21 protein-coding genes and 1 pseudogene are annotated in these 20,935 nt (G+C 62.5%); 6 read left to right on the top strand and 16 right to left on the bottom strand.

Annotated elements, in window-relative coordinates; translation table 11 throughout:
• Positions 1–65: 65 nt before the first annotated feature.
• From AC1Q6C_RS16580 to mftA, 12 genes and pseudogenes are all read right to left on the bottom strand, one after another.
• A complete protein-coding gene (locus tag AC1Q6C_RS16580) occupies positions 66–1,379 on the bottom strand; it encodes a sigma-54-dependent transcriptional regulator family protein (RefSeq protein ID WP_007730155.1) in 1,314 nt (437 codons plus the stop codon).
• 105 nt (positions 1,380–1,484) lie between these two features.
• Entirely contained in the window at positions 1,485–2,966 is a 1,482-nt protein-coding gene (mftG, locus tag AC1Q6C_RS16585; RefSeq protein WP_050656077.1) for a mycofactocin dehydrogenase MftG, read from the bottom strand.
• Complete coding sequence (mftF, locus tag AC1Q6C_RS16590; protein ID WP_007730153.1) at positions 2,963–4,360, bottom strand: mycofactocin biosynthesis glycosyltransferase MftF; 1,398 nt, start codon at positions 4,358–4,360, stop codon at positions 2,963–2,965. Before mftF ends, mftG begins: the two co-directional genes overlap by 4 nt.
• A gap of 97 nt (positions 4,361–4,457) precedes the next feature.
• Positions 4,458–5,150, bottom strand: coding sequence for a mycofactocin biosynthesis peptidyl-dipeptidase MftE (mftE, locus tag AC1Q6C_RS16595; protein ID WP_042922382.1), 693 nt, complete (start codon positions 5,148–5,150; stop codon positions 4,458–4,460).
• A 219-nt stretch (positions 5,151–5,369) separates the two neighbouring features.
• Positions 5,370–5,846 (bottom strand): annotated as a pseudogene (locus tag AC1Q6C_RS16600) (HNH endonuclease signature motif containing protein); the annotation flags it as partial.
• Between the two features lie 52 nt (positions 5,847–5,898).
• Complete coding sequence (locus AC1Q6C_RS16605; protein ID WP_215515753.1) at positions 5,899–7,848, bottom strand: mycofactocin system FadH/OYE family oxidoreductase 2; 1,950 nt, start codon at positions 7,846–7,848, stop codon at positions 5,899–5,901.
• Positions 7,848–8,675 carry a mycofactocin-coupled SDR family oxidoreductase gene (locus tag AC1Q6C_RS16610; protein ID WP_003941966.1) on the bottom strand — a complete coding sequence of 276 codons (828 nt, stop codon included), beginning with the start codon at positions 8,673–8,675 and terminating at the stop codon, positions 7,848–7,850. The genes AC1Q6C_RS16605 and AC1Q6C_RS16610 overlap by 1 nt, the downstream gene beginning before the upstream one ends.
• Positions 8,672–10,603: a mycofactocin system FadH/OYE family oxidoreductase 1 gene (locus AC1Q6C_RS16615; protein ID WP_054187799.1), complete on the bottom strand. Its 1,932-nt coding sequence runs from the start codon at positions 10,601–10,603 to the stop codon at positions 8,672–8,674. The genes AC1Q6C_RS16610 and AC1Q6C_RS16615 overlap by 4 nt, the downstream gene beginning before the upstream one ends.
• 26 nt (positions 10,604–10,629) lie before the next feature.
• Positions 10,630–11,808 carry a pre-mycofactocin synthase MftD gene (mftD, locus tag AC1Q6C_RS16620; RefSeq protein ID WP_003942047.1) on the bottom strand — a complete coding sequence of 393 codons (1,179 nt, stop codon included), beginning with the start codon at positions 11,806–11,808 and terminating at the stop codon, positions 10,630–10,632.
• Positions 11,809–11,863: 55 nt separating this feature from the next.
• Entirely contained in the window at positions 11,864–13,081 is a 1,218-nt protein-coding gene (gene mftC, locus AC1Q6C_RS16625; RefSeq protein ID WP_003942089.1) for a mycofactocin radical SAM maturase, read from the bottom strand.
• A 76-nt stretch (positions 13,082–13,157) separates the two neighbouring features.
• On the bottom strand, positions 13,158–13,445 hold the full coding sequence (mftB, locus tag AC1Q6C_RS16630) for a mycofactocin biosynthesis chaperone MftB (RefSeq protein ID WP_007728309.1): 288 nt from the start codon (positions 13,443–13,445) through the stop codon (positions 13,158–13,160).
• Complete coding sequence (gene mftA, locus AC1Q6C_RS16635) at positions 13,430–13,525, bottom strand: mycofactocin precursor MftA (protein ID WP_063836238.1); 96 nt, start codon at positions 13,523–13,525, stop codon at positions 13,430–13,432. The genes mftB and mftA overlap by 16 nt, the downstream gene beginning before the upstream one ends.
• Positions 13,526–13,675: 150 nt before the next feature.
• On the opposite strand from mftA, the gene mftR reads away from it, so the two are divergent.
• Both mftR and mftM read left to right on the top strand, forming a co-directional pair.
• On the top strand, positions 13,676–14,275 hold the full coding sequence (mftR, locus tag AC1Q6C_RS16640; protein ID WP_007728311.1) for a mycofactocin system transcriptional regulator MftR: 600 nt from the start codon (positions 13,676–13,678) through the stop codon (positions 14,273–14,275).
• 29 nt (positions 14,276–14,304) lie between these two features.
• Complete coding sequence (gene mftM, locus AC1Q6C_RS16645; protein ID WP_125050506.1) at positions 14,305–15,138, top strand: mycofactocin oligosaccharide methyltransferase MftM; 834 nt, start codon at positions 14,305–14,307, stop codon at positions 15,136–15,138.
• 6 nt (positions 15,139–15,144) lie between these two features.
• Here the strand turns inward: mftM and AC1Q6C_RS16650 are convergent, their stop codons facing one another.
• Positions 15,145–15,348 carry a DUF4287 domain-containing protein gene (locus AC1Q6C_RS16650; protein WP_007728313.1) on the bottom strand — a complete coding sequence of 68 codons (204 nt, stop codon included), beginning with the start codon at positions 15,346–15,348 and terminating at the stop codon, positions 15,145–15,147.
• 141 nt (positions 15,349–15,489) lie between these two features.
• Between AC1Q6C_RS16650 and AC1Q6C_RS16655 the strand changes: the two genes are divergently transcribed.
• On the top strand, positions 15,490–15,702 hold the full coding sequence (locus AC1Q6C_RS16655; RefSeq protein WP_003942061.1) for a TOBE domain-containing protein: 213 nt from the start codon (positions 15,490–15,492) through the stop codon (positions 15,700–15,702).
• Positions 15,703–15,718: 16 nt separating this feature from the next.
• Here the strand turns inward: AC1Q6C_RS16655 and AC1Q6C_RS16660 are convergent, their stop codons facing one another.
• Positions 15,719–16,144 (bottom strand): DUF6314 family protein, encoded by a 426-nt coding sequence (locus tag AC1Q6C_RS16660; protein WP_042920992.1) that lies wholly within the window; start codon positions 16,142–16,144, stop codon positions 15,719–15,721.
• Between the two features lie 110 nt (positions 16,145–16,254).
• Between AC1Q6C_RS16660 and AC1Q6C_RS16665 the strand changes: the two genes are divergently transcribed.
• Together AC1Q6C_RS16665 and AC1Q6C_RS16670 are read left to right on the top strand one after the other, a co-directional pair.
• Positions 16,255–16,731 (top strand): MaoC/PaaZ C-terminal domain-containing protein, encoded by a 477-nt coding sequence (locus AC1Q6C_RS16665; protein ID WP_007728315.1) that lies wholly within the window; start codon positions 16,255–16,257, stop codon positions 16,729–16,731.
• Positions 16,732–16,964: 233 nt separating this feature from the next.
• Positions 16,965–17,753, top strand: coding sequence for a thioesterase family protein (locus AC1Q6C_RS16670; RefSeq protein WP_042920993.1), 789 nt, complete (start codon positions 16,965–16,967; stop codon positions 17,751–17,753).
• A gap of 12 nt (positions 17,754–17,765) precedes the next feature.
• Here AC1Q6C_RS16670 and AC1Q6C_RS16675 read toward each other — a convergent pair whose 3' ends face one another.
• Both AC1Q6C_RS16675 and AC1Q6C_RS16680 read right to left on the bottom strand, forming a co-directional pair.
• Positions 17,766–19,436, bottom strand: coding sequence for an ABC transporter permease (locus AC1Q6C_RS16675; protein WP_230359655.1), 1,671 nt, complete (start codon positions 19,434–19,436; stop codon positions 17,766–17,768).
• A complete protein-coding gene (locus tag AC1Q6C_RS16680; RefSeq protein ID WP_003942009.1) occupies positions 19,433–20,368 on the bottom strand; it encodes an ABC transporter ATP-binding protein in 936 nt (311 codons plus the stop codon). The genes AC1Q6C_RS16675 and AC1Q6C_RS16680 overlap by 4 nt, the downstream gene beginning before the upstream one ends.
• A 68-nt stretch (positions 20,369–20,436) precedes the next feature.
• On the opposite strand from AC1Q6C_RS16680, the gene AC1Q6C_RS16685 reads away from it, so the two are divergent.
• On the top strand, positions 20,437–20,931 hold the full coding sequence (locus AC1Q6C_RS16685) for a GbsR/MarR family transcriptional regulator (protein ID WP_230359654.1): 495 nt from the start codon (positions 20,437–20,439) through the stop codon (positions 20,929–20,931).
• The last annotated feature ends 4 nt before the right edge of the window (positions 20,932–20,935 follow it).

A 20,935-nucleotide genomic window follows, 5' to 3' on the forward strand; every position in this document is an offset into this window, starting at 1 on the left:
GTGATTCACAACACTAGGAGTTGCAACGTTGCAAGTACGTTGCGTGCGAGAAACGCAGATGATTCTCAGATGCCCAACTGGCGGTCGAGGAGATCAATTCTTGCCTGGACCTGCGAATACAGCGGCGATTGAGGATCCAACGTGGACAGGTAGGCCTCCCACACGACGGAGTCTTCGCGGCCATGTACCGACGTGGTCCACCGGGCCAGAAGGTTGGCGTCACCTCCACGCAGCAGAGCTGCCTGGACCCTGGTGCGTAGTTCTTCCCGCACCTCTTCGATTCCCGGGGAGGCAGAGCCTGCCAGCACCGGGCCCGAATACAGTTTCATCGCCGTCGCTGCGTCGCCTCGATCCAACGCTGCCCGCACATCGCCGACATCTGTCGTGAACTCCGTGATGATCCGATAGGGGCGCGAAGCCAGCCGGTCGGCACCGAAAACCTTACGAAGCCGCGACATTTCCGCGCGAATAGTCACTGCGTCGAGTTCGCCCTCGTCGAGCAGGACCGCAAGGTGGTCGGAGCTGAGACCCTCCGGGTGTTCGGAAAGCAGAAGGAGAATCTCGGCGTGACGCTGCGAAATCGGGATGCGGTCACCGCCGCGAACCAGCGTCGGCCGGCCGGCACCGAATGTTTCGAGGCGCGGAGCCGTGGCACTGAGTGGGATGGGCGAGTTCAAGAGATGGAATCGCAATTCCGATTCAGCGGCCGCGACAGTTGCACGGATCAGTGACAGCACTTCGGGAACCGCAACCCTGGGACCACCGGTGATGTCGATGGCACCAAGGATTTGCCCAGTGGTGGGATCGTGGACGGGTGCGGCCGAACAACTCCAGTCGTGCACGGTTCGGTTGAAATGCTCGGATCCGAAAATCTGTACGGAGTGATCGAGAGCAAGCGCCGTTCCCGGCGCATTGGTGCCGACACGATCTTCGCTCCAATCGGCGCCTTCGACGAAGTTCATGGACAACGCCTTGTCCTTGGCCGAGTTGTCACCCTCCACCCAGAGCAATCGACCGTGTGCGTCACTGATCGCGATCAGCAGTCCGGTCTCGGCAGCATCTTCCACCAGGAGTTTCCGAATCACCGGACGGATCAGTGACATGGGATGCGCGGAGCGATATTTTTCGAGCTCCAACCCTTCGAGCATCTCAGGGTTGCCGACCACATCGGGATTTACCCCCTTGTTGCGGCTACGCATCCAGGACTCGAGTACGACCGAGCGGACATGGGAGTCGTCGGTCAGCCCCTGGCCGGGCACGCCGCGGGCATCGATGAACGACTGATGGGCAGACGAAAGTCGCCGCGCGAGTAACGCGACGTCATCGCCTGGCCTGACCGCCACCCACGGGTTGCCGGGCACAGCCTGTTCACGTGCCATATTTTGCGTTCCTCCGCTCCGTGGACCACTGTAACGCCGATCACAGCCCATAGGCGAGAACGACCATTCGGTATGACTGCCGACCCAGCCTGCTGCCCCTCGCGGTCACTCGTCGCCGAGCAGAATGGCGCTTGCTCGTTCCGCGACCATCACCGCGGTCGCATGCGGGCCGCGGGTCGGGATCGTCGGCAGGATTGACGTGTCAACAATACTGAGTCCTTGCGCGCCGATCACACGGCACCGACCGTCGACGACTGCGAACGGGTCCGCCTCGGCACCCATCACGCAACTACCGGACATATGCAGCGACGTTCCCAGGCGGGATTCGACCCACTCATCGGTGTACTCCACAACGGGGCGATCGATCAACCCCGTCTCGGCGATCGACTCGAGAAGATTCTCGGCGATCCGCATCCCTTCCCGAATGGCAGCTCGATCGTGCGCCGACGCGACGTAGTTGTACCGAATACGCGGCGCCCCAGCGGGATCCCGCGATGCCAGTTCGATGCTTCCCCGGCTGTGCGGCGCCATGAGGACCACTCCGACGCCGTGGTCCATGCGAGGCACACCGGGAACCAGTTCGGTGAAAGATGCGGTGTACGGACGGATTTCGATCTCAGCGAGGTTGAGGGCCGTCTCCAGCACCGGAGTCTGCGATCGAATCGTGCGGGGCTTCGAAAAATGGTACGGCAGCAGCACTTCCGGGTGGTCGACGAAGTTCTGTCCGACGCCCGGTCGATCGAGAACGACGGAAACTCCCTGCCCTACAAGTTGTTCCGCTGGACCAACACCGGAATTGAGGAGAATGTGCGGTGTCGCCACCGCACCCGAACACACGACCACATGGTCGGCACGAATGCGTCGGACATTGCCGTCGCCGAGAACGTCGACGCCGATCGCACGGGTACCCGAGAACGCGATACGAATGACGTTCACTCCGGATTCCACCCGCAGATTCGGCCGGTGCAACGCCGGCATCAGATACCCGATCGCCGTACTGATCCGACGATGATCCGACACGTTCAGTGGCACTCGGCCCACCCCGAACGAGTCCGGCGCATTCTTGTCGACGTCGTCGGGAAAGCCTGCTCCGAGCGCTGCCGCATGAAACTCGCCGCTCAGTGGATGCAGTTGGTCCCACGCTCGACGCTCGACCGGGATCGGTCCGGCGGTCCCGTGGAACTCGCTCTCGAAATCACGATCCGTTTCGGACTTCTTGAAGTACGGCAAGACGTCGTCGTATCGCCATGAACTCGGCCAATTCTCGAAATCAGCACGGGTCGCGCGGGTGAAGTACGCACCGTTGACGGCTCCGGATCCACCGAGTGTCCGCCCCCGCGCAATTGTGGACGCCCGACGCGGCGTCAGTTCGACCGGATAGGTCCACGTGTATTCGCTCGCAGGTCCGACCGGCAGTCGGTACGGATCACCCAGGACGTCCGGGAGTTCGAGCGCCGATCGATATCCGCTTCCCGATTCGAGGAGCATCACCGTGGCGGATGGATCTTCACTGAGCCTGGCTGCGACCACGCAACCACACGTGCCACCACCGACAACCAGGAAATCTGCGTAGTCGGCTTCTGTCACTTGGTGATTCGAGGTTTCAGCGCCGCCCAGTCGCGGGCGTCGAATGCGCCACGCCAGAGTCCGGCTCCATACGCGATGTCGTCGGCTCGTTTGAAGAAGACGTACCGAACCGGTCCCAGCCCGCCTGGCTCACGGTGGCGATACCAGTCCACCAAACCTTCGGTGACTGCTGCAGCGACGGCCAGCCGCCGAATTCGCCTGGAGGCGATCACCGCCAGGAGCGTCACGGGCCAGTAGTGACGACACATTGCCGAGGCGAGTTGCCAGAATCCGCCGACAACTCCCTGCGCGGTGAGGATCGCCGCGATCCGGGTGGGTTGACTCAGGCCGGTGAACATCTTTCGCAGCCGGTAAACGGTAAACAGCAAAGCGCCGAGTGCGCCGGCAAGACCGGAACGGGTCAGTGTTGCGGCGGCGATGCACGCGAAGAGCGTCGAGAACGACATCGCCATCGGCGGAACCGAACCCTCGTGTCTTGCAGCCAACGGCGCCGCACCCGTGCCGTAGAACGCTCTCCTGGCGAACCACTTGTCGAACTGAACTCGATGATCGTGGGCGACATGCGCAACAGGTTCGTACCTCAGTCGCCAACCCGCAGCCTGCAGTCGCCAGCAGAAATCGACGTCCTCGGCTACTTCGAGACTCTCGTCGAAACCGTTGCATTCGAGTGCCACGTCGCGCCGGACGATCACGGCGGCGCTGGGGACATAGGCGACCGGACTGCCCGACTTCACCGCAGCTTCCTTGCGTCCGAGGTCGAGAGACGATCGCATGTTCTCGTACCGCGCCAGCGCCGTCCCGTACGGATCGAGGGCGACGATGCGGGGTGCAACAAGGGCAACCCCCGGATCGCTGAAGTGGCCCAACATCAACTCGAGCCAACCGGCACGCGGTATGACGTCGGAGTCCAGAAAAGCTACGAAACGTGTTTGGGCCGAACGCAATCCCGAGTTTCTCGCTGCCGAGGGACCGCGGGCACTCTCGTGCCGGACCACTGTGATGGTGCCGGTGCCCGGGCAGGCGCGACGGGGCTCCACCGGCACTTCCGAACCGTCGTCGACAACGATGACGGTCAGATCCTTGAGGACGGGCAATAGGCGTTCGACGCCGGCCTGGTTGTCCTTGACCGGAATCACGACCGTGACATCGGCAGCGGACGGCGTCGACATCGGACGAGGATTCGCGACACCTGAATCGAGAAGGTGTCGCGCAACCGCAGCGCTCTGCTGATCGACCACCTCGAGGAAGCCGTCACCGATCATCGCCGCAGCCGTCGGCGCCAGCTTGAGCATCCGCGTCGGAGATCCGCCGATGAGTACCCGGCCACCCGAGTACGTGCGCACCTTGGGGTCCAACCGAATGCCGAAGCCGTCGGGGAGTCTTGCTGGTCGCATCAGATGATCGTAAGGGACGTAGCCCGTCGTGCTGCAACTCGTCGCAGCCTCGAAAGCCGTCGCAGGTGGACCGTCCGCCCCCACTCGGTCGTGGTCGTCACCGAAGCCTCCCATCTGGACCAGGCTCCCACCGGGCCAGTCCATCCGTCACGCGTCCTACCAATTCACCGAAGATGTATGCGCCGTCTTCGGCGGTAGCCCCGACTGGATTGCCGAGAACGCCGTTTTGCGACACAGCGACCATACCGCCCGAACGCATTCCTGGCATCAGGTCCGCGATAGGAGACAAATTTCCTGTCTCAGCAAGGCTCATGTGCACCAAATCGGGCGAAAGGTGCAGCAATAGGCTCGTTTCAGTGTGTCCGGCATGCGCGTCGGCACCCGCAACAGCGCACGGCACCCAAGCAGCATCACGCCCCTCATACCGCAGAAGTGCCACCGCTTTGGCCAATGCGGGACCATTTCCGCCGTGGCCGTTGACGAACAGCACCCGCTTCGTCCATCGGAACGCCGACCTTCCGTATTCGACGACGACGGTTTCCATGGCCTCGGCACCGATCGAAATCGTGCCGGCAAACCCTTCGTGTTCGCCGCTCGCCCCGTATTCGATGGCCGGGGCCACGACGACGTCGGGCAGAGCCTGTGCAACTGCTCTCGCGATCCGAGTGTCGGTATCGAGAGGCAGGTGCGGTCCGTGTTGTTCGAAAGAACCGACCGGGACCACGACGGTGAGCGCAGTGCCCTCGAGCGCAGGACTCGGGATGGCAGCAAGGTCACGCGGAGAACTCATCCCCCGATCGTATTGGTGCGGGCCCCTCCCACCGCAACACTGCATGCGGATACACCGGGGCATTGTTGTGCCCCGGCGTATTCGTCAGTTGTCGCGGTTCACGCCGCTGTCGGTGGGCTGTTCCCGCCGATCGGCTGTTGATACGGATCGATCGACATCGGTGGATAGAACACCGTTTTCCGATCCGGGCCGATCTCCACCCGCCACTCGGTGTGGTGCACCCACCGGAACGCCGTCCTCGCGTTTGCCGTACTGCTTCTCGATCCGCCGGATCGCCGCCCGCACCGCATCACAATCCGCAATGTTCTGCGACGCCAACCCCAACAGAATCCCGCGAGCCTTGTCCACATCCGCCGGCGTCATGTTCTTCGGCGGATGCTGACAAAACGACGCCACCTGCCGCGCCTTCAACGCATCCACGTCACCACGATGAAACGCATCCGCGACAACAGGTTCGAGCATCAACAACCGCGCCAACCCGACCAGCAGACTGCACTCACCGATCTCCAAATTCGTCGAACCATGCAACCACAGCGCGATCGCCCGAAAACCCTTCCCGCCAAGAACCTCACGGGAAAACATCTCCACGATCAACAACACCAACCGCGACTGCAACTCGTGCCGGGCGCGCACCAGATCGAGAACCTCACTCTTGAGGTCCTCGCCATCCAGCTGCCACGCTCCCCGACTGTCCATGCCGAAAGTTTAATCGAACATACTTTCGAGAACCAGAGACAAAACGGACGACTTATATCGCCAACGCGGCCCGATGCCCCTCGATGACGGCCGCGTGCGAACGCCTCGGAGACAAGGCGTCACCGATGCGAAATTTCTCGAAACAGCTTCCCTGCAAGGTGTTCCACAACTCGTCGACAGGTTCCTGCTGTGTCGCGAAGACCACCCAGTCGACTGCAACTTCCTCGGTCACACCCGTCGGAAGGTGAACCAAGCTCACGAGCGGCGTGGCCCCAGCACTCACCGAAGTCACCATCAGATCTGTCCGTTGACCGATCGACTTCTCGAACGCCCGGCGGTTCCACCCCTCGAAATCCAGGGTGATGCTCAGGTCCTGCGCGACCACCATGCCGTTGGTCGCGATCGTGACGGCACAGCCTCGATCAGCGAGGAACTCAGCCACCGACGTACCTTGATGGAATCCCAGTTCGTCGTAGACGAGCACCGTTCCACTCGGCAGAATCTTGCCGTCGAGAACGTCTCGAACACCCACCACACGCTCTGATCCACCCGCCCACGCCGGTCGCACAGGCCGCGCTCCGGTTGCAATCACGACCACCTCGGGCGCGCGCTCCTCCACGATCGCGAGATCGGCTCCAGCATCCAACTCGATCGTCACACCGCTTCGGCGACACTCAGATTCGAGATTCCGGACGAGGTCGGCGAGCTCACGGCGAGCCGGTACCACCGAGGCGGTAAGAATCTGTCCCCCAAGTCTTCGTTCACGCTCGAACAGCGTCACCGCATGACCTCGCTGGGCCGCTGTAGCCGCAGCTTGCAGGCCGGCCGGGCCACCACCGACCACCACCACCGTGCGGCCCCGTCGCCGCGGCATCGGCAGCGGTACCGATTCCCGACCGGCGCGCGGATTTTCGGTGCACCCCAACCAACGTCCCAGACCCATCCGCCCGACGCATTCCTGGTTGCAGGACAGGCAGGTTCGCACCTGTACCGATTGACCAGCACGCGCCTTGTTCACAAAATCCGGATCGGCGATCTGCCCGCGAACTACTCCCACCAGATCGCATACACCGTCCTCGAGTGCGGCTTCGGCATGCTCCGGCGTCTTGAAACGGCCGACTCCGACGACTGGAAGATCGACGACCTCCCTGATAGCAGACGGGACGAAGTTGGCGTAGCCGGTGGGTACAGCCATCGATGCTTCCACCAGATGCAGTGTTTCCGTGGCCATTCCGACGGTGGTGTTGATGTAGTCGACGTGACCGTCAGCTTCGATGAGTTGAGCGGTGGCTACTGCGTCGGACAGTTCGATGCCACCCCGCGTTCCTTCGTATCCACTCAGGCGCACACCGAGCACACGATCCGGGCCGATGGCCTTACGCAGTACCCCGAGCACTTCGAGAAGGAAACGCGCACGATTCGCCACGCCCCCGCCGTAGCGATCGGTGCGCAGGTTGGTCGAGGGTGCGAGAAACGCGCGCACGATGGACGACTGCGACGCCTGCAATTCCACCCCGTCGAAGCCACCGGCAACGCAGTTGCGCGCAACAAGGGCGAACCCTGCGAGAATCTCGGCGATGTCCGCGTCGTCGACAGCCTTGGGCACCTCGCGGAACAACGGATCCGCAACGGCGCTCGGCGCCAACAGCGGCGATCGCGAATAGGTTCCAGCGCCCTGACCCCCATTGTGGTTGATCTGCGCGAGAATCGACGAACCATGCGCATGAACGGCGTCGGTGATCCGCCGGTATCCCTCGATCGCTTCCGGCCGATAGCCCGCAATCATCTTCTCGTACGGTCGATCCGAAGGATGCGTCGAGTGCTCCTCGGTGATGATCAGACCCGCACCGCCGCGTGCCCGCGCCTCGTAGTAGCTCGAGTGCTGCTCCGTCGGCAACCCGTTCTCCGCGTAATTGGTCAGGTGTGCGGAGAACACGACCCGATTGCGGAGTGTCAGGTTGCCCAGGCGCAGTGGCGCGAAGAGGCGCGGGTACGGCGTCATCAGACCTTGGAGTTTCCTTGATCGAGAGCGATATGACTTGCCGTGACGGTGCGGGAACCGTCACCGGCGAGCCACAGGACGGTATCGGCGATCTCGTCAGGTTCGGCGAAAGCGATGTCCGAGAGGATCGGAGTGAAGTTGGGAAGGTACTGCGGAAACTTTGCAAATACCTCGAGCGCGCCCTGGTCGACCCCCATCGGCGTATTTACTCCGTAAGGGTGGATCGAGTTGACCCTGATCTTGTACTCCCCCAGTTCCTTTGCCGCGGCCTGCGTCAGACCGACGAGACCGAACTTGGCGCTCGCGTAGTGCGCCTGTCCGGGCAGCGCCTTGAGTCCGGCCACCGAACTGACCACGATGATCGATCCACCGCGCCCACCCTCGATGATCGCCGGCACCGAGGCCTTGAGGGTTTTCCAGACTCCGGTCAGGTTGATGTCGATCAGGGTTTCCCACTGCTCGTCCGACATTTCCCAGAATCGATTCCAGTTGCAGACCCCGGCGTTGGCGACCACGATGTCGAGACGTCCGAACTGTTCGACGCCGTCCTTGACCACCGCGGTGAGCGCTGCGCCGTCACGGACATCGACCTCACGGGCGAGGATCTTCCCGCCCTCCGCTTCCACCAGACGTATCGTCTCGGCAAAGTCCTCGGAAGTTGCTGCGTCGTAGGAATTGTCCGACGCCACCGACGCGCATACGTCGACCGCGATGATCGCTGCTCCCTCGCGCGCCATCTTGACCGCGTGCGCACGTCCTTGACCGCGCGCTGCGCCGGTGATGAAAGCAACGCGACCTTCGAGCGAACGAACTGAACCCTGTGTCATGAGATAGCCCTCTCTGCAGAATTGAAACTCGTTCTAGTAGTAAACCCTGCAAAGCGCCCTTCGCGGATGGATTCGAGAACAGTTCTCGGGGCAACCGAGTCGCCCACCTGAATGTCGGCCTCTTCCTTCAGCGTTTCGTTCGGCAGACGAGGCGAGCAGTCGATCACCACTTCGCACTCGAGCTGTGACCGCTCGCCGGTATGGACGTGTTCGACGCAGACGGCCCCTCGAGCGATTTCGGTGACACGTGACGCGAGCACCCTGGTGATCCCGGCCTGCTGGATGCGCGTGTTGGCGCCGACCAGATCCCCACTCGCGCCGAGCCTCGAACCGACGATGCTGTCGGGAGTCACAATCGAGACGGAGATGCCATGGGCCGCGAGTGCTTCTGCGAGCGCCACCGCGATCGGTCCACCGAGGGGATCGATCAGCGCGACCGGACCCGGCCCCACGGTGCTCAACTTCTCGAAGGCTTCCGACGCATCCAACCACCGAACCGAATCGTCGACCGGATACGTCGGCGGCCTCGCAGCACTACCGGTGGCAACGACAACAAACTCGCCCCGGCTGCGTGCGTCACCCAGGTCTTGGGCGTCGAGCGCCGCCCCGGTCCGCATCGTCACGCCGCTACGACGGCATTCGTCCTCCAACCACTGCGCGAGGAGTGCGAACCGGCTACGGCCGTCACCTCGCGCAAAAGTTCGGATCATGCCGCCGAACTGCGATGAACTCTCGACGAGTGTGACCGAGTGCCCCGCCACCGCCGAGATCCGTGCGGCTTCCATCCCAGCGGGGCCACCCCCCACGACCAGCACGGCTCCCGGTGTCGAAATCTGCTCTCGCTCATCGGGGTCCACCGTCTCGAAACCCGCGCTCGGATTCCCGACGCACGTCACGACAGGATTGCGAGGATCAGGCACGAGGCACGTCTGATTGCAGAGCACACACGGCCGGGGACGATCGCCGCGCGCGGCTTTCACAACCAGGTCCGGGTCTGCGATCTGGGCCCGGGTCATCTCGACGAACTCACCTACTTCCAGCGCCGCGTGAGCGTCGGCGATGTCCACGACGCTCCCCTGCACGACAACAGGAATCGACAGAGCGGCCTTGACCTCACGGCACAGATCGAGGTTGAAGTTCGGCGGGCAGTGAAAATCGGGGCGGTACCGGTCAGACGAATAGAGTCCGCCACGAACGACGACAAGGAGATCGAGGAACGGAGACACTTCACGCGCGATACCGATGGCAAGATCGGGCGTCAGGCCCGCCCATGGAGCTTCCTCGTCACAGGACAACCGCAGGGAGACAACGTGATCCGACCCGACTTCCTCGCGCACTGCCGAGATGACCTCGCGAACAAGAGCAACGCGATCGCTACCGTATCGGTCTTGCCGAGTGTTGGTCAGACCCGAAAGGAATTGTCGCAGAATGCTTCGAGGACCGGCATCGAGTTCCACTCCGTCCATTCCCGAAGCGACGGCCAGCGCCGACGCCTCACGGAAGCCGACTATCAGCTGGTCGATTTCCGGCTGCCCCATTGCCATCGGCAACTCACGCGTCGCCGGGTCGGCCACTCTTGACGGTCCCCACAGCACCGACTGGGAGTATGCGCTCGATCCCTGCATGCCGGTATGACCGAGCCCGGCCAGAACCAGCGTTCCGTACGGAGCACATGCAGCCGCGATCGACTGCCACCCCGGGCCACATTGCGACGCCAACGGCGCCCGCTCGTACGGCCAGTCGTTCTCCGATACCGAGGCCACTTCGGTGACGACGATCCCGGTTCCGCCCTCGGCGCGGCGCTGGTAGTACGCACGGTGCCGATCGGAAAGCGAGCGTCCCACAGCAAGATTGGTCTCGTGCGGACCGAAAACAACCCTGGACCGGACGAGGCGTCCGGCCAGGGTCGTGTGTTCGTCGAGTGTCAACTCACAGCTCTATCGGAGCCGTAATCTCAGCTGGCACCCAATGTGCGTGTGAAGCCTTCCGGAATCACCAGGTCCGCCGGGCTCAGTTCGGTGATGGACGAGTGGCCGAGGCCCATCAGCCCCGAGTCGATGCCCATCCGCATGAGGTCGAGCACGTTCTCGACACCGGCCTGGCCGTTGGCCGAGAGGCCCCACAGGTAGGCGCGCCCGAGCATGACGGCCTTGGCTCCGAGTGCGAGCGCCTTGACGACGTCGCCGCCGCGTCGAATGCCGCCGTCGAGAACAACTTCCACCTGATCGCCCACGGCCTCGGCAATACCCGGGAGCACACGGATCGGCGCCGGGGTGCCGTCGAGGTTGTTACCACCGTGGTTGGAGACCGAGATAGCGGAGACACCGGCGTCGACAGCTCGCTTGGCGTCGTCGATGCGCATGATGCCCTTGAGCATGAACGGTCCACCCCACTGCTCACGAAGCCAGGCGATGTCTTCCCACGTCGGAAGCGGAGTCTGCATCCACTCGCCGTATGCGCCGAAGAACGTCGGTGCAGGCTGGCCGGGAGCCGCGAGGTTGGGGGTGGTCAGGTCCGGGATCTTGCCGGTCTTGGCGAACTCGAGCAACCACTTCGGGCGCATGATTCCCTCGGGTGCGAACTGGAACATCGCCTTGAGGTCCATCTTTTCGGGGATGGACGGGCTGCCCCAGTCGCGACCGTACGAGAAGGACCAGTCGGTGGTGATGATCAGGCCCTTGGCACCGGCAGCGCGAGCGCGCTCCATACGCTGCAGGAGCACGTCGCGGCTGCCGACCCAATACATCTGGAAGAAGACCTGCGGGTTGGCCGCGGCAACTTCTTCGATGGACTTGCTGGCAAAAGAACTCAGTCCGATGGCTGTTCCCCGTGCTGCAGCCGCACGGGCTACCGCTACTTCACCGTCGGGGTGCACTGCCTGCACACCGGTCGGTGAAATCATGACGGGCAACGAAATGTCCTGGCCCATAATGGTGGTGGACATCTCGCGCTTGTCCGACAGCCCGGCAGCGTGGGGAGCGAAACCCAATTCGCTGAATGCCGCGACGTTGTCGTCGACCGTCAGCCCTTTCTCGGATCCCGCCACCAACGCCGCGTACACGGACTTGGGCAACCTCTTCTTCGCACGGCGCTGTGCTTCTGCCACCGTCTCGAAGAAAGCATTCTTAGCCATTGAACTGACCTCTCTGGGGTGCAGCTTTCGCCGCACTGTCGGTATCGCGCAGTAGTTACTGCATTCCCGCAAGCGGGTTTTCGTCACAAATCTTGGCGGGCGGACGCATCATCAGTGTCAGTGGCACCGATGCGCGTGGGGTCTTACGTTGACCGGAACGGGAGTGGTCGACACTGGACTTCGGGACCTCGCCCGCCGACGCCAGTGCCATTTCACCGTTACCGATGACGCACTCGGGGTCAGGTCCGTCCATCGGCAGTCCGGTGAAGAACTTGGCCGCCATGCAGCCGCCGCGGCAGGAGTCGTAGTGGTTGCACTTGCTGCAGGCGCCACCGGTTTGGGGCGAGCGCAGCTCCTCGAACAGGTCCGAGTGCTGCCAGACTTCCTGGAATCCACCGTCTTTCACGATGTTTCCGGCGAGGAACTGCTCGTGAATCGCGAAGGGGCATGCGTACACGTCACCGACCGGGTCGATCAGGCACACGACGCGGCCCGCGCCACAGAGATTGAGACCGGGCAGTGCATCGCCGAAGGCGGAGAGGTGGAAGAACGAGTCGCCCGTCAGGACGCCTTCGCCATTGGCGACCAGCCAGTTGTAGAGCTCACGCTGCTGCTCCGGACGCGGGTGCAGGTCGTCCCACACGTCGGCGCCGCGGCCCGAAGGACGCAGTCGAGTGATGCGCAGGGTCGCGTCGTACTTGTCCGCGAGAGCCTTGAACTCGTCGAGCTGACTGACGTTGTGCCGCGTGACGACCACCGAAATCTTGGCGTCCTTGAAGCCGGCTTCCTTCAGGTTCGCGAGAGCGCGCTCGGCCATCGCGAACGAACCAGGCCCGCGCACAGCGTCATTGACCTCAGCGGTGGCACCGTCGATGGAAATCTGCACGTCGACGTAGTCACTGGCTGCGAGGCGCGCCGCGACCTTCTTGTCGATCTTCACGCCGTTGGTGGAGAACTTCACACCAACCTGGTGGTCGGTCGCGTAGTCGACGAGCTCCCAGAAGTCGGAGCGTACCGTCGGCTCGCCGCCACCGATGTTGACGTAAAAAACCTGCATACGCTGCAGCTCGTCGATGATGGACTTGCACTGTTCGGTGCTCAGCTCGTTGGGGTCACGACGACCCGACGACGAAAGGCAGTGCACGCAGGACAGGTTGCAGGCGTAGGTGAGTTCCCACGTCAGGCAGATGGGGGCGTCGAGTCCGAGTTCGAACTGATCGACGAGGCGACCCACCTTGGCGGGCGGGGAGGGCTGTTCAAGAACTGAGGTCATGGCTGTGTCCTCGCGAAGAAATGAAGCGGGCGAACGTGCGGAAGGGCTGTTCCGCACGTGGGGGCGAGCGTCTGGCTCAGACAGGCACGATCATGTGCGAGTCGGCGAGAGTGCTCAGCGCGCGGGCATATTGGGGAGCCGCGTCATCTTCGATGCCTTGCGCACGTAGTGCGGACCGGACATCAGGATGGTCTGGCAACGCCTTGACCACCGCAACGATGGTCGTGTTCTTCAGGAACGACAGCTTGCGTGTTCCGAAGTGGTAGAGCAACGCCCCGAAAGGTTCGGGGCGAAGCGCTACCTGCGGGTGGAGTTTCCACCCCGCATCGAGATCCAAAGCAGACACGGTCAGTACACGCCGCACATGCCGTCGATGGAAACTTCCTCCACGAGGGACTCCTCGACGAGGTCGTTCTCGAGCGCCTTGTTGTCACGATCTGACATGGATTCCTCCTGCGGTCGCACTCCGTCTGGAAGTCTGTAGATCAGACTTCCAACCTGGGAGTTGGTGGTCACTAGTGGGACTTCACTGTGACTCGGTTCACCACTGTAATGGCATCGAGTGCAGAATGACACACATGGAGCGAAAAAAGTATGCGTAGCCGCAAGAAACCGTCCGCTCGGATAGGTCGTCGCCCCTCCACAACGAAGGAGGGAATCAGCACGATCGGGATCGAACTGTTCTCGACAGTCGGCTTCAACGAGGTGAGCGTCGACCAGATAGCCGACGCCGCCGGCATCGCGCGTCGGACCTTCTTTCGCTACTTCCCGTCCAAGAACGCCGTCCCCTGGGGAGACTTCGACGGACATCTCGACGAGATGCGCGAGCACCTGGATTCACTGCCCGCTGATATTCCGTTGGTCGACGCACTCGAATCCGCATTGTTGACGTTCAACACCTTCCCACCGGAAGAGACTGCGGTACATCGCAAACGGATGGAATTGATCCTCGAAGTTCCGACGCTTCAGGCATACTCTGTGGTGATGTACGAAGGTTGGCGGCAGGTGGTCGCCGACTACGTCGCACGCCGAATGAATCTCGAGCCGACCGATCACGGCCCACGCACGGTCGGCTATCTTCTGCTCGGGGTCGCGATGTCGGCGTACGAGCAGTGGCTCACCGACGATTCACTCGAGCTACCGGAACTCTTGAAAACAGGTACGCAGTCCCTGCGGACCGGTATCAGCACCTGAGAAAGCATCACCACCTGAGAAAGGCGATCATGTCCACCATCACGAACGAACCCGTCCTGGATTCCCTGGCGCCGTCGACGCCGGGCTTGTGGTCGTTCGGACATGTCACCGTCGAACGCGTCGAGTCCGGTCCGATCTCGCTCGATCGCCGAGGCGGTCGCCTCCACGTCAGGCACTCCCTCACTCCCGCCGACCTGAGTGAGCGACTCGTCGCCGGAGTCACCTCGTCGATCCAGGACGCGGAGTTCGGTCAGGACGAATTCGAGTTGACGATGGTCGGCCTGGTTCGCTCCACCGTGGACGGCGCTCTCGAATCCTGGACCACCTACTACCGGAACTCACTTGCCGAACTACTGGACGGCACTGCAGATTTCGCGCCGATTCACGACAAAGCCGAAGAGCTGGTCCGCGGTTCCGTGCTCGATCTGGGTTCCTGCTTCGGTTTCCTGCCCCTGCGGCTCGCGCGCGCCGGAATGGACGTGACCGCCACGGACATCCTGCCCGGAACGATGATCCTGCTCGACGCGGTTGCCCCCGAACTCGGCATCACGATCGACACGGTGATCTGCGACGCGGGTGAAGTACCGGCACCGGACAACAGCGCCGACACCGTCACCGCGATTCATCTCCTCGAACACGTCGACAACGCAGTCGGCGAGGCCGTGATCGCGCAAGCACTCCGGATCGCGCGTCAACGGGTCGTCCTTGCCGTCCCCTTCGAAGACGAAGCCACCGCGTGCCACGGCCACATCCGCACTTTCGATCTCGAGTCACTGCGTGCGGTCGGCCGGCAGAGCCGTGTGCCGTTCGAGGTATTCGAGCATCACGGCGGCTGGTTGGTGCTGGACGCATCGGCCGCCTGAAAAGAACTACCCTTCTTTCAGCGTATGGGCGACAAGCGCATTCGCGTGCCCATGACCCATACCGTGCTCCGACTTCAACCAGTTGACCAATTCCATGTGCTTCGTGAGGTCTGAGCTTCTGATCAGCTCTTGCCATTCACCGATCGGCCGACCGTACTTCTTCTCGATCGACGGAAAATACGACGCCGGGCCTTTCACGGGTTCAGTCATGACCGGAATCTACCTCCACCGCCCGACAATATTCGCGCACCGGCGGCGCCCGCATGTCCGCACCTGCGGAATCGCTGGGTAGATACGCGACCATCGCATTATGGTCGAAGAACACCCACCCGAGAGCACAGGAGTTCAGCGATGCGACTGTCCACACGAAATCAACTCACCGGCACCATAACCGAGGTCAACCTCGGCACCGTCATGGCGACGGTCAAGGTGAAGTTGGACGGCGGGAATCAGATTGTGACCTCGTCGATCACCCGCGATGCCGCACTGGATCTCGATCTTGAACCAGGCCAAGCCGCAACGGTATTCGTGAAGTCCACCGAGGTGACGATCGGCGTCGAGTAACTGGCGAGCGATGTGATCAGGGCCGGGTGAGATGCGTGGTCATCGTGTAGTCCTTGCTCGGCCCCGTCACGGTCCAGACGACAGTCCAGGTCGATCGATCTCCGGCAGTGACGTCGATTCGCCCGCGGTAGGTATCCGCACCGCACAGGTGCTCGACTTCCTCCCCCGGCGCCCAGTCGTGGAACTCTCTGCCGTCTTCGAATGTCACGGCCCACTCGAGGCCGCGCTCGGCAACGAACAGAGTTCGGAACACGGGTAATTCCAGGTCGCCGTCACGCAGCGTGCCGCTCTCGTACCAGCGCATCCGACCGTCACCGGCGTCGGAGATAGTGGTCTCGCCGAATACATGCTTGGTGGAACCAGAAAGGCGGTCGACGATGTCCCGCTCGAAGTGCCACTTTCCTACCAGCGCCCTCGGCTCGATTTTCGCGTCGTCGACCATGTGGCGATTCTAGTGACCCTGCATTGCCCGACGACACCGGAGACCGACTCGAACACACTGCGAGAGTATGTTCCGAGTACACCCGGAACACGCAGGAGATTTTCACAACCATGAACGATTCGGCCGCCCTTCACAAACGCGCAGTGTTCGCCGAGGATCTCGAGATCGGCCAAGTGATCCCATTGGGTTCGTATTCGGTGACCGAAGAGGAAATCGTCGAGTTCGCAACTCAGTGGGATCCCCAGTGGTTTCACGTCGACAAGGAAGCCGCCGAGTCCGGCGTCTTCGGCGGGTTGATCGCCAGCGGGCTGCACACCCTGTCGATCTGCCAGAAGTTGGTGGTCGCCAGTCTCTACGACCAGTGGAACGTGATCGCCGGGAAAACCATGCGCGACGTGAGCTTCCTCCGTCCGCTTCGCCCCGGTGACACCCTGAGCGGAAAGGTCACCGTCGACAACGTCGTGTTCGACAATCGCGCGCGAGGATTGGTGACCATCACAGCGAAATTGGTCGATGCACACGGCAATCGCGTTCTCGACGTGGTCACTGACGCCTACCTGCACTGCCGCTCGACTCGCGGACAGTGAATTATCGGTAAATTTCGCACCACACTGTTCGAATTGCCGTACTTTCAGTGACGTTGCGACGCAACAATACCCATCCCTGCAATCAGGAGTTCCTCACACATGAGCAGCCTCGGCGAGATCAATCCTCTCGGCATTCTTCAGATCCTCATCTACATGCTCTTCGGTGGGTCGTCCAGCACTCCCGAATAGACCCTAGCTTGCCATAGCCATAGTCAGCATCTAGGGTGCTGACTATGGCAATTACTAGTCAGGCATCAGTGGCGGCCGCGCCGTCGACCGACGCAGCGCGTCATCACACCGAGTTCGACTCCAGTTGGCGGAGTTTCGACGGCATCCAGGGCGGACTCGCAATTGCACGGATGCTGCGGGTGGCGGCCGACGCGTCCGGAGCCGAACCGCTGGCAGTCACGGCGCATCTGGACCGCCCCGTTCCTCCTGGGCCGGCCGAGTTGACTGTCGGCGAGATGCGGGGCGGGCGGACCGTCAGTTGCCACGTCACGCTGACCGGTTCGGGATCCGCTCTCGTTCGGTTGGCCCGCGACATAGGAGCTACAACAATGTCCGCCCCTGTCGCCGAACCGGCTCCGGCCGACCCGTCAACCCTGCCGCCGCTGGAGATCCCGGTGGATTTTGTGCCGTTCGCCCAGCACCTCGACATCCGGCCGATCAATTCCGCGAGGCCGTTCGCCGGTGGCGACTCCCCTGAATTCGACGTCTGGATCCGCCTGCTCACAGACCTCGATTTCACGGCCCAAGAGCGCGCCGCGGTCCTTCTCGACGCGCTTCCGCCCGGACTGTTCGCGACACTGACGATGCCCGTGGCCATACCGACCATCGAGTTCACCGCGCATTTCACCCCGGAGCACCTCACGGCAGATCCCCGAACGCTGTCACCGTGGTATCGCCTACGCCACGGGACTGCCTGGGCGACGGACACTCTCTGTGTTGACGAATCCGAACTATTCGACTCGACCGGACGACTTGCTGCTCGGGCTCGCCAGCTTCGTCGAATTCTGAGTTGAGTTTCAGCTCTCCTACACCTGGAGGTCGCGACGACGGAACGCAACAAGCGATGCTGTCGAAAGCACCACTGCCACAACGATCATTGCCAGCAGTGGCAGAACTGTCACCGGCTCGGCAGGGGCACCCGGCACGTGAGTGTAGGGCGACAGATCCAGCACTACCTGCGGAAGCTTCAGCAACGTGCCGAGTTGCCCGAGCACGATGCATGCCGCCAAGATTACCCAGGAGAGCGCCGACGCGTACGTCGGAAACAGTCCGAAAGCCAACGACACCAACCCCACGACTACGAGCACCGCAGGCAGATAGGCCAACGCGGCGCCAGTCATGCGAAGTGTGTTGCCGCCGATGTCGTCCGTGACGAGCCCGAAGGCAAATCCGGTGAAGGCACCCATCAAGACGTGCGCGAGGATCACGCCGCCCACAACCACACCCAGGTGGGAAAGCATCCACCTCCACCGCGACAAAGACGTTGCCAGCAACGGTTCGAGCCGTCCCGAAGTTTCCTCGCCCCGCATCCGGAGAAGACTCTGGACCGAATACGCCGCGATGACTATCGACGTGAGCCCCAGAGCAGTGGCCAAGTAGGAATCCACCAGATCCGATCCGCCGCCGCCAAGTTTCTCGAACATCTCCGCGGTCTGCTGCGACGATCCCACCATCGCGTCGATCTCGTTGCCCACAGCGCCGTACGCGAACCCGAGTATGACAACGGCAAAGATCCACCAGAACATCGTCATTCGCTGCATGCGCCACGCCAGGCCCCAAGCCGACGGTAGCCACGATGCCGCGACTGGCGGGCCGGGTCGGGGCTGAACGAGTCCCGCTCCCTGATCGCGATGGCCGATGAGAACAAAAGCCACCACCACGTGCACAGCCGCGAATCCGATCAGCAACAACAGGATCCACCAGGCGTCGTCGTCGAAAGGTCTGATCTGTTGTGCCCATCCGATCGGCGAGAGCCACGACAACCAGCCACTGACCACGCGAGTTCCGTCGTCGACGACCGTACTGTTCACGTCGCCGATCGCGCGCAGCATGAACGCAACGCCGATCGCGGCACCCGCCAGGCCGTTGGCCGTACGAGCACCGTCGGTGATCTGCGCCGTCACGGCTGCCACTCCGGCAAACGCGATTCCGGTCCCACCTATCGAGGCGCCCAACGCGAACGAACCGACGACAGGCAAACCGACGGCGATCGATCCCAGTGCAATTCCCAGTGCAAGAACGACGTTCGCACCGACCGTTACGATCAATGCGGAGGTCAGGAGCGCTCGTCGACCTACCACCGCTGCACCGATCATCTCGGCTCGGCCGGTCTCCTCGTTCTGTCGCGTATGGCGAACCACCGCAAGGGTGCTCATCAATGCGGCCACCAACGCGAACACGAGCACCGACTGACTGGCGACTATCGCGCCCTGCGAATCACCGGACACGATCCCGTTGGTCGCCAGCGCGACCGGCGATACCGCGGAACTGACTGCGATGTTTCGTAATTCCTCGGGTGTCGAGTACAGCCCGGTCACACTGGCGACAACCAGCAGCATGAACAAGACGATGGAGATAACCCACACGGAGAGCTGAATTCGGTCCCGCCGCAAAGCCAGCCGAACCAGTCGGCGTGTGCCGGTGAATTGACTTGCCGAGGCCGGTACCGGTGGAGCGGCCTCGACAACAACGGTCACGGCCGTACTCCGGTCTCGGCTCGCAGGTGTACCGAAGTCTCCCTGGCCCGTTCGTCACCGTAATGCCGCAAGAAAAGTTCTTCGAGAGTCGGCGGAGTGGAAGTGAGCGCCACGATTCCGAATCCGACCAAGTACGTCATGAGTGGTCCGAGTTGCGCGCTGTCGACTTCGCAGGTGACGTGGTTACCGTCGATCACCGCGTCGTGGACACCGCCGAGTCCGTCGAGTCCACCGATCGGACGCTGCGTCTCCGCCGCGACGGACGTGCGCGTGAGATGCCTGAGTTCGGACAGTGTTCCCTCTTCCACCGTCCGCCCGTCGCGGATGATGCTCACACGATCGCACAGCGCTTCGACCTCGGCGAGGATATGGCTCGACAGCAGTACCGTCTTTCCGGCGTGAGCCACCTCCTCGACGCAGTCCTGGAATACCGCCTCCATCAACGGGTCGAGCCCCGATGTGGGTTCGTCGAGGACGTAAAGGTCGACGTCGGACGAGAACGCGGCCACGAGTGCAACCTTCTGCCGGTTACCTTTCGAGTACGTACGCGCCTTCTTGGTCGGGTCCAATTCGAAGCGATCGAGCAACTCGCTGCGGCGTTTTCGGTCCAAGCCACCGCGCAGGCCCGCCAACAGATCGATAGCCTCACCGCCGGTGAGGTTGGGCCACAGATTCACGTCGCCAGGCACATAGGCGAGACGTCGATGCAAAGTAACAGCGTCTCGCCACGGATCGCCGCCGAGAACGGTTGCGTCTCCGGAGTCCGAGCGGAGCAGGCCGAGGAGCACCCGAATAGTGGTGGACTTTCCGGAACCGTTCGGCCCCAGGAATCCGTGCACTTCACCCGTCGAGACGTCGAGGTCGAGGCCGTCCAGCGCGCGGGTGGTACCGAAGGTCTTGACGAGGCTTTTCACTGAAATTGCCGCACCCATGAATTTGACCGTACGCCGATTTCACAAATGTGTGAAGATAGAAAAGACGGAAAGATCGAAGGGTTCCGATGACCGACACCAGCCACACCGTTGCACCGGACGAGAGCCGACACTATGTCGAGCGACTCTCACTCGTACTGAGCGACATGGGTTTTCCGCCGATGCCCGCCCGCGTCTGGGCCGCGTTGATGACCAGCGAGACACCCTCGTCCACGCCAGGAGATCTCGGATCTCGGTTGGGAGTGAGCCCCGCCGCCATTTCCGGAGCCGTCAGATACCTCCAGCAAGTCGGATTGATCGAGCGTGTGGCCGTCCCCGGATCGCGGCGTCAGCACTACTGCGTCAGCGTCGACATGTGGGCCGACGCGTTTGTCACGAAACAGTCCTCGCTCTACCAGGTCTCGGCAGTTGCGGACGAGGGCATACGAATCCTCGGTGAAGGAACAACCGCCGGCGATCGTATGGCCGATCTGCGCGACTTCTTCGACTTCATGGCCGCGGAAATGCCGCGAATGCTCGCGGACTGGCGCTCCCGGCGAAAAGACCGGACACCTGGCAGGTAACTTC

It is taken from the genome of Rhodococcus sp. MT28 (assembly GCF_058792695.1).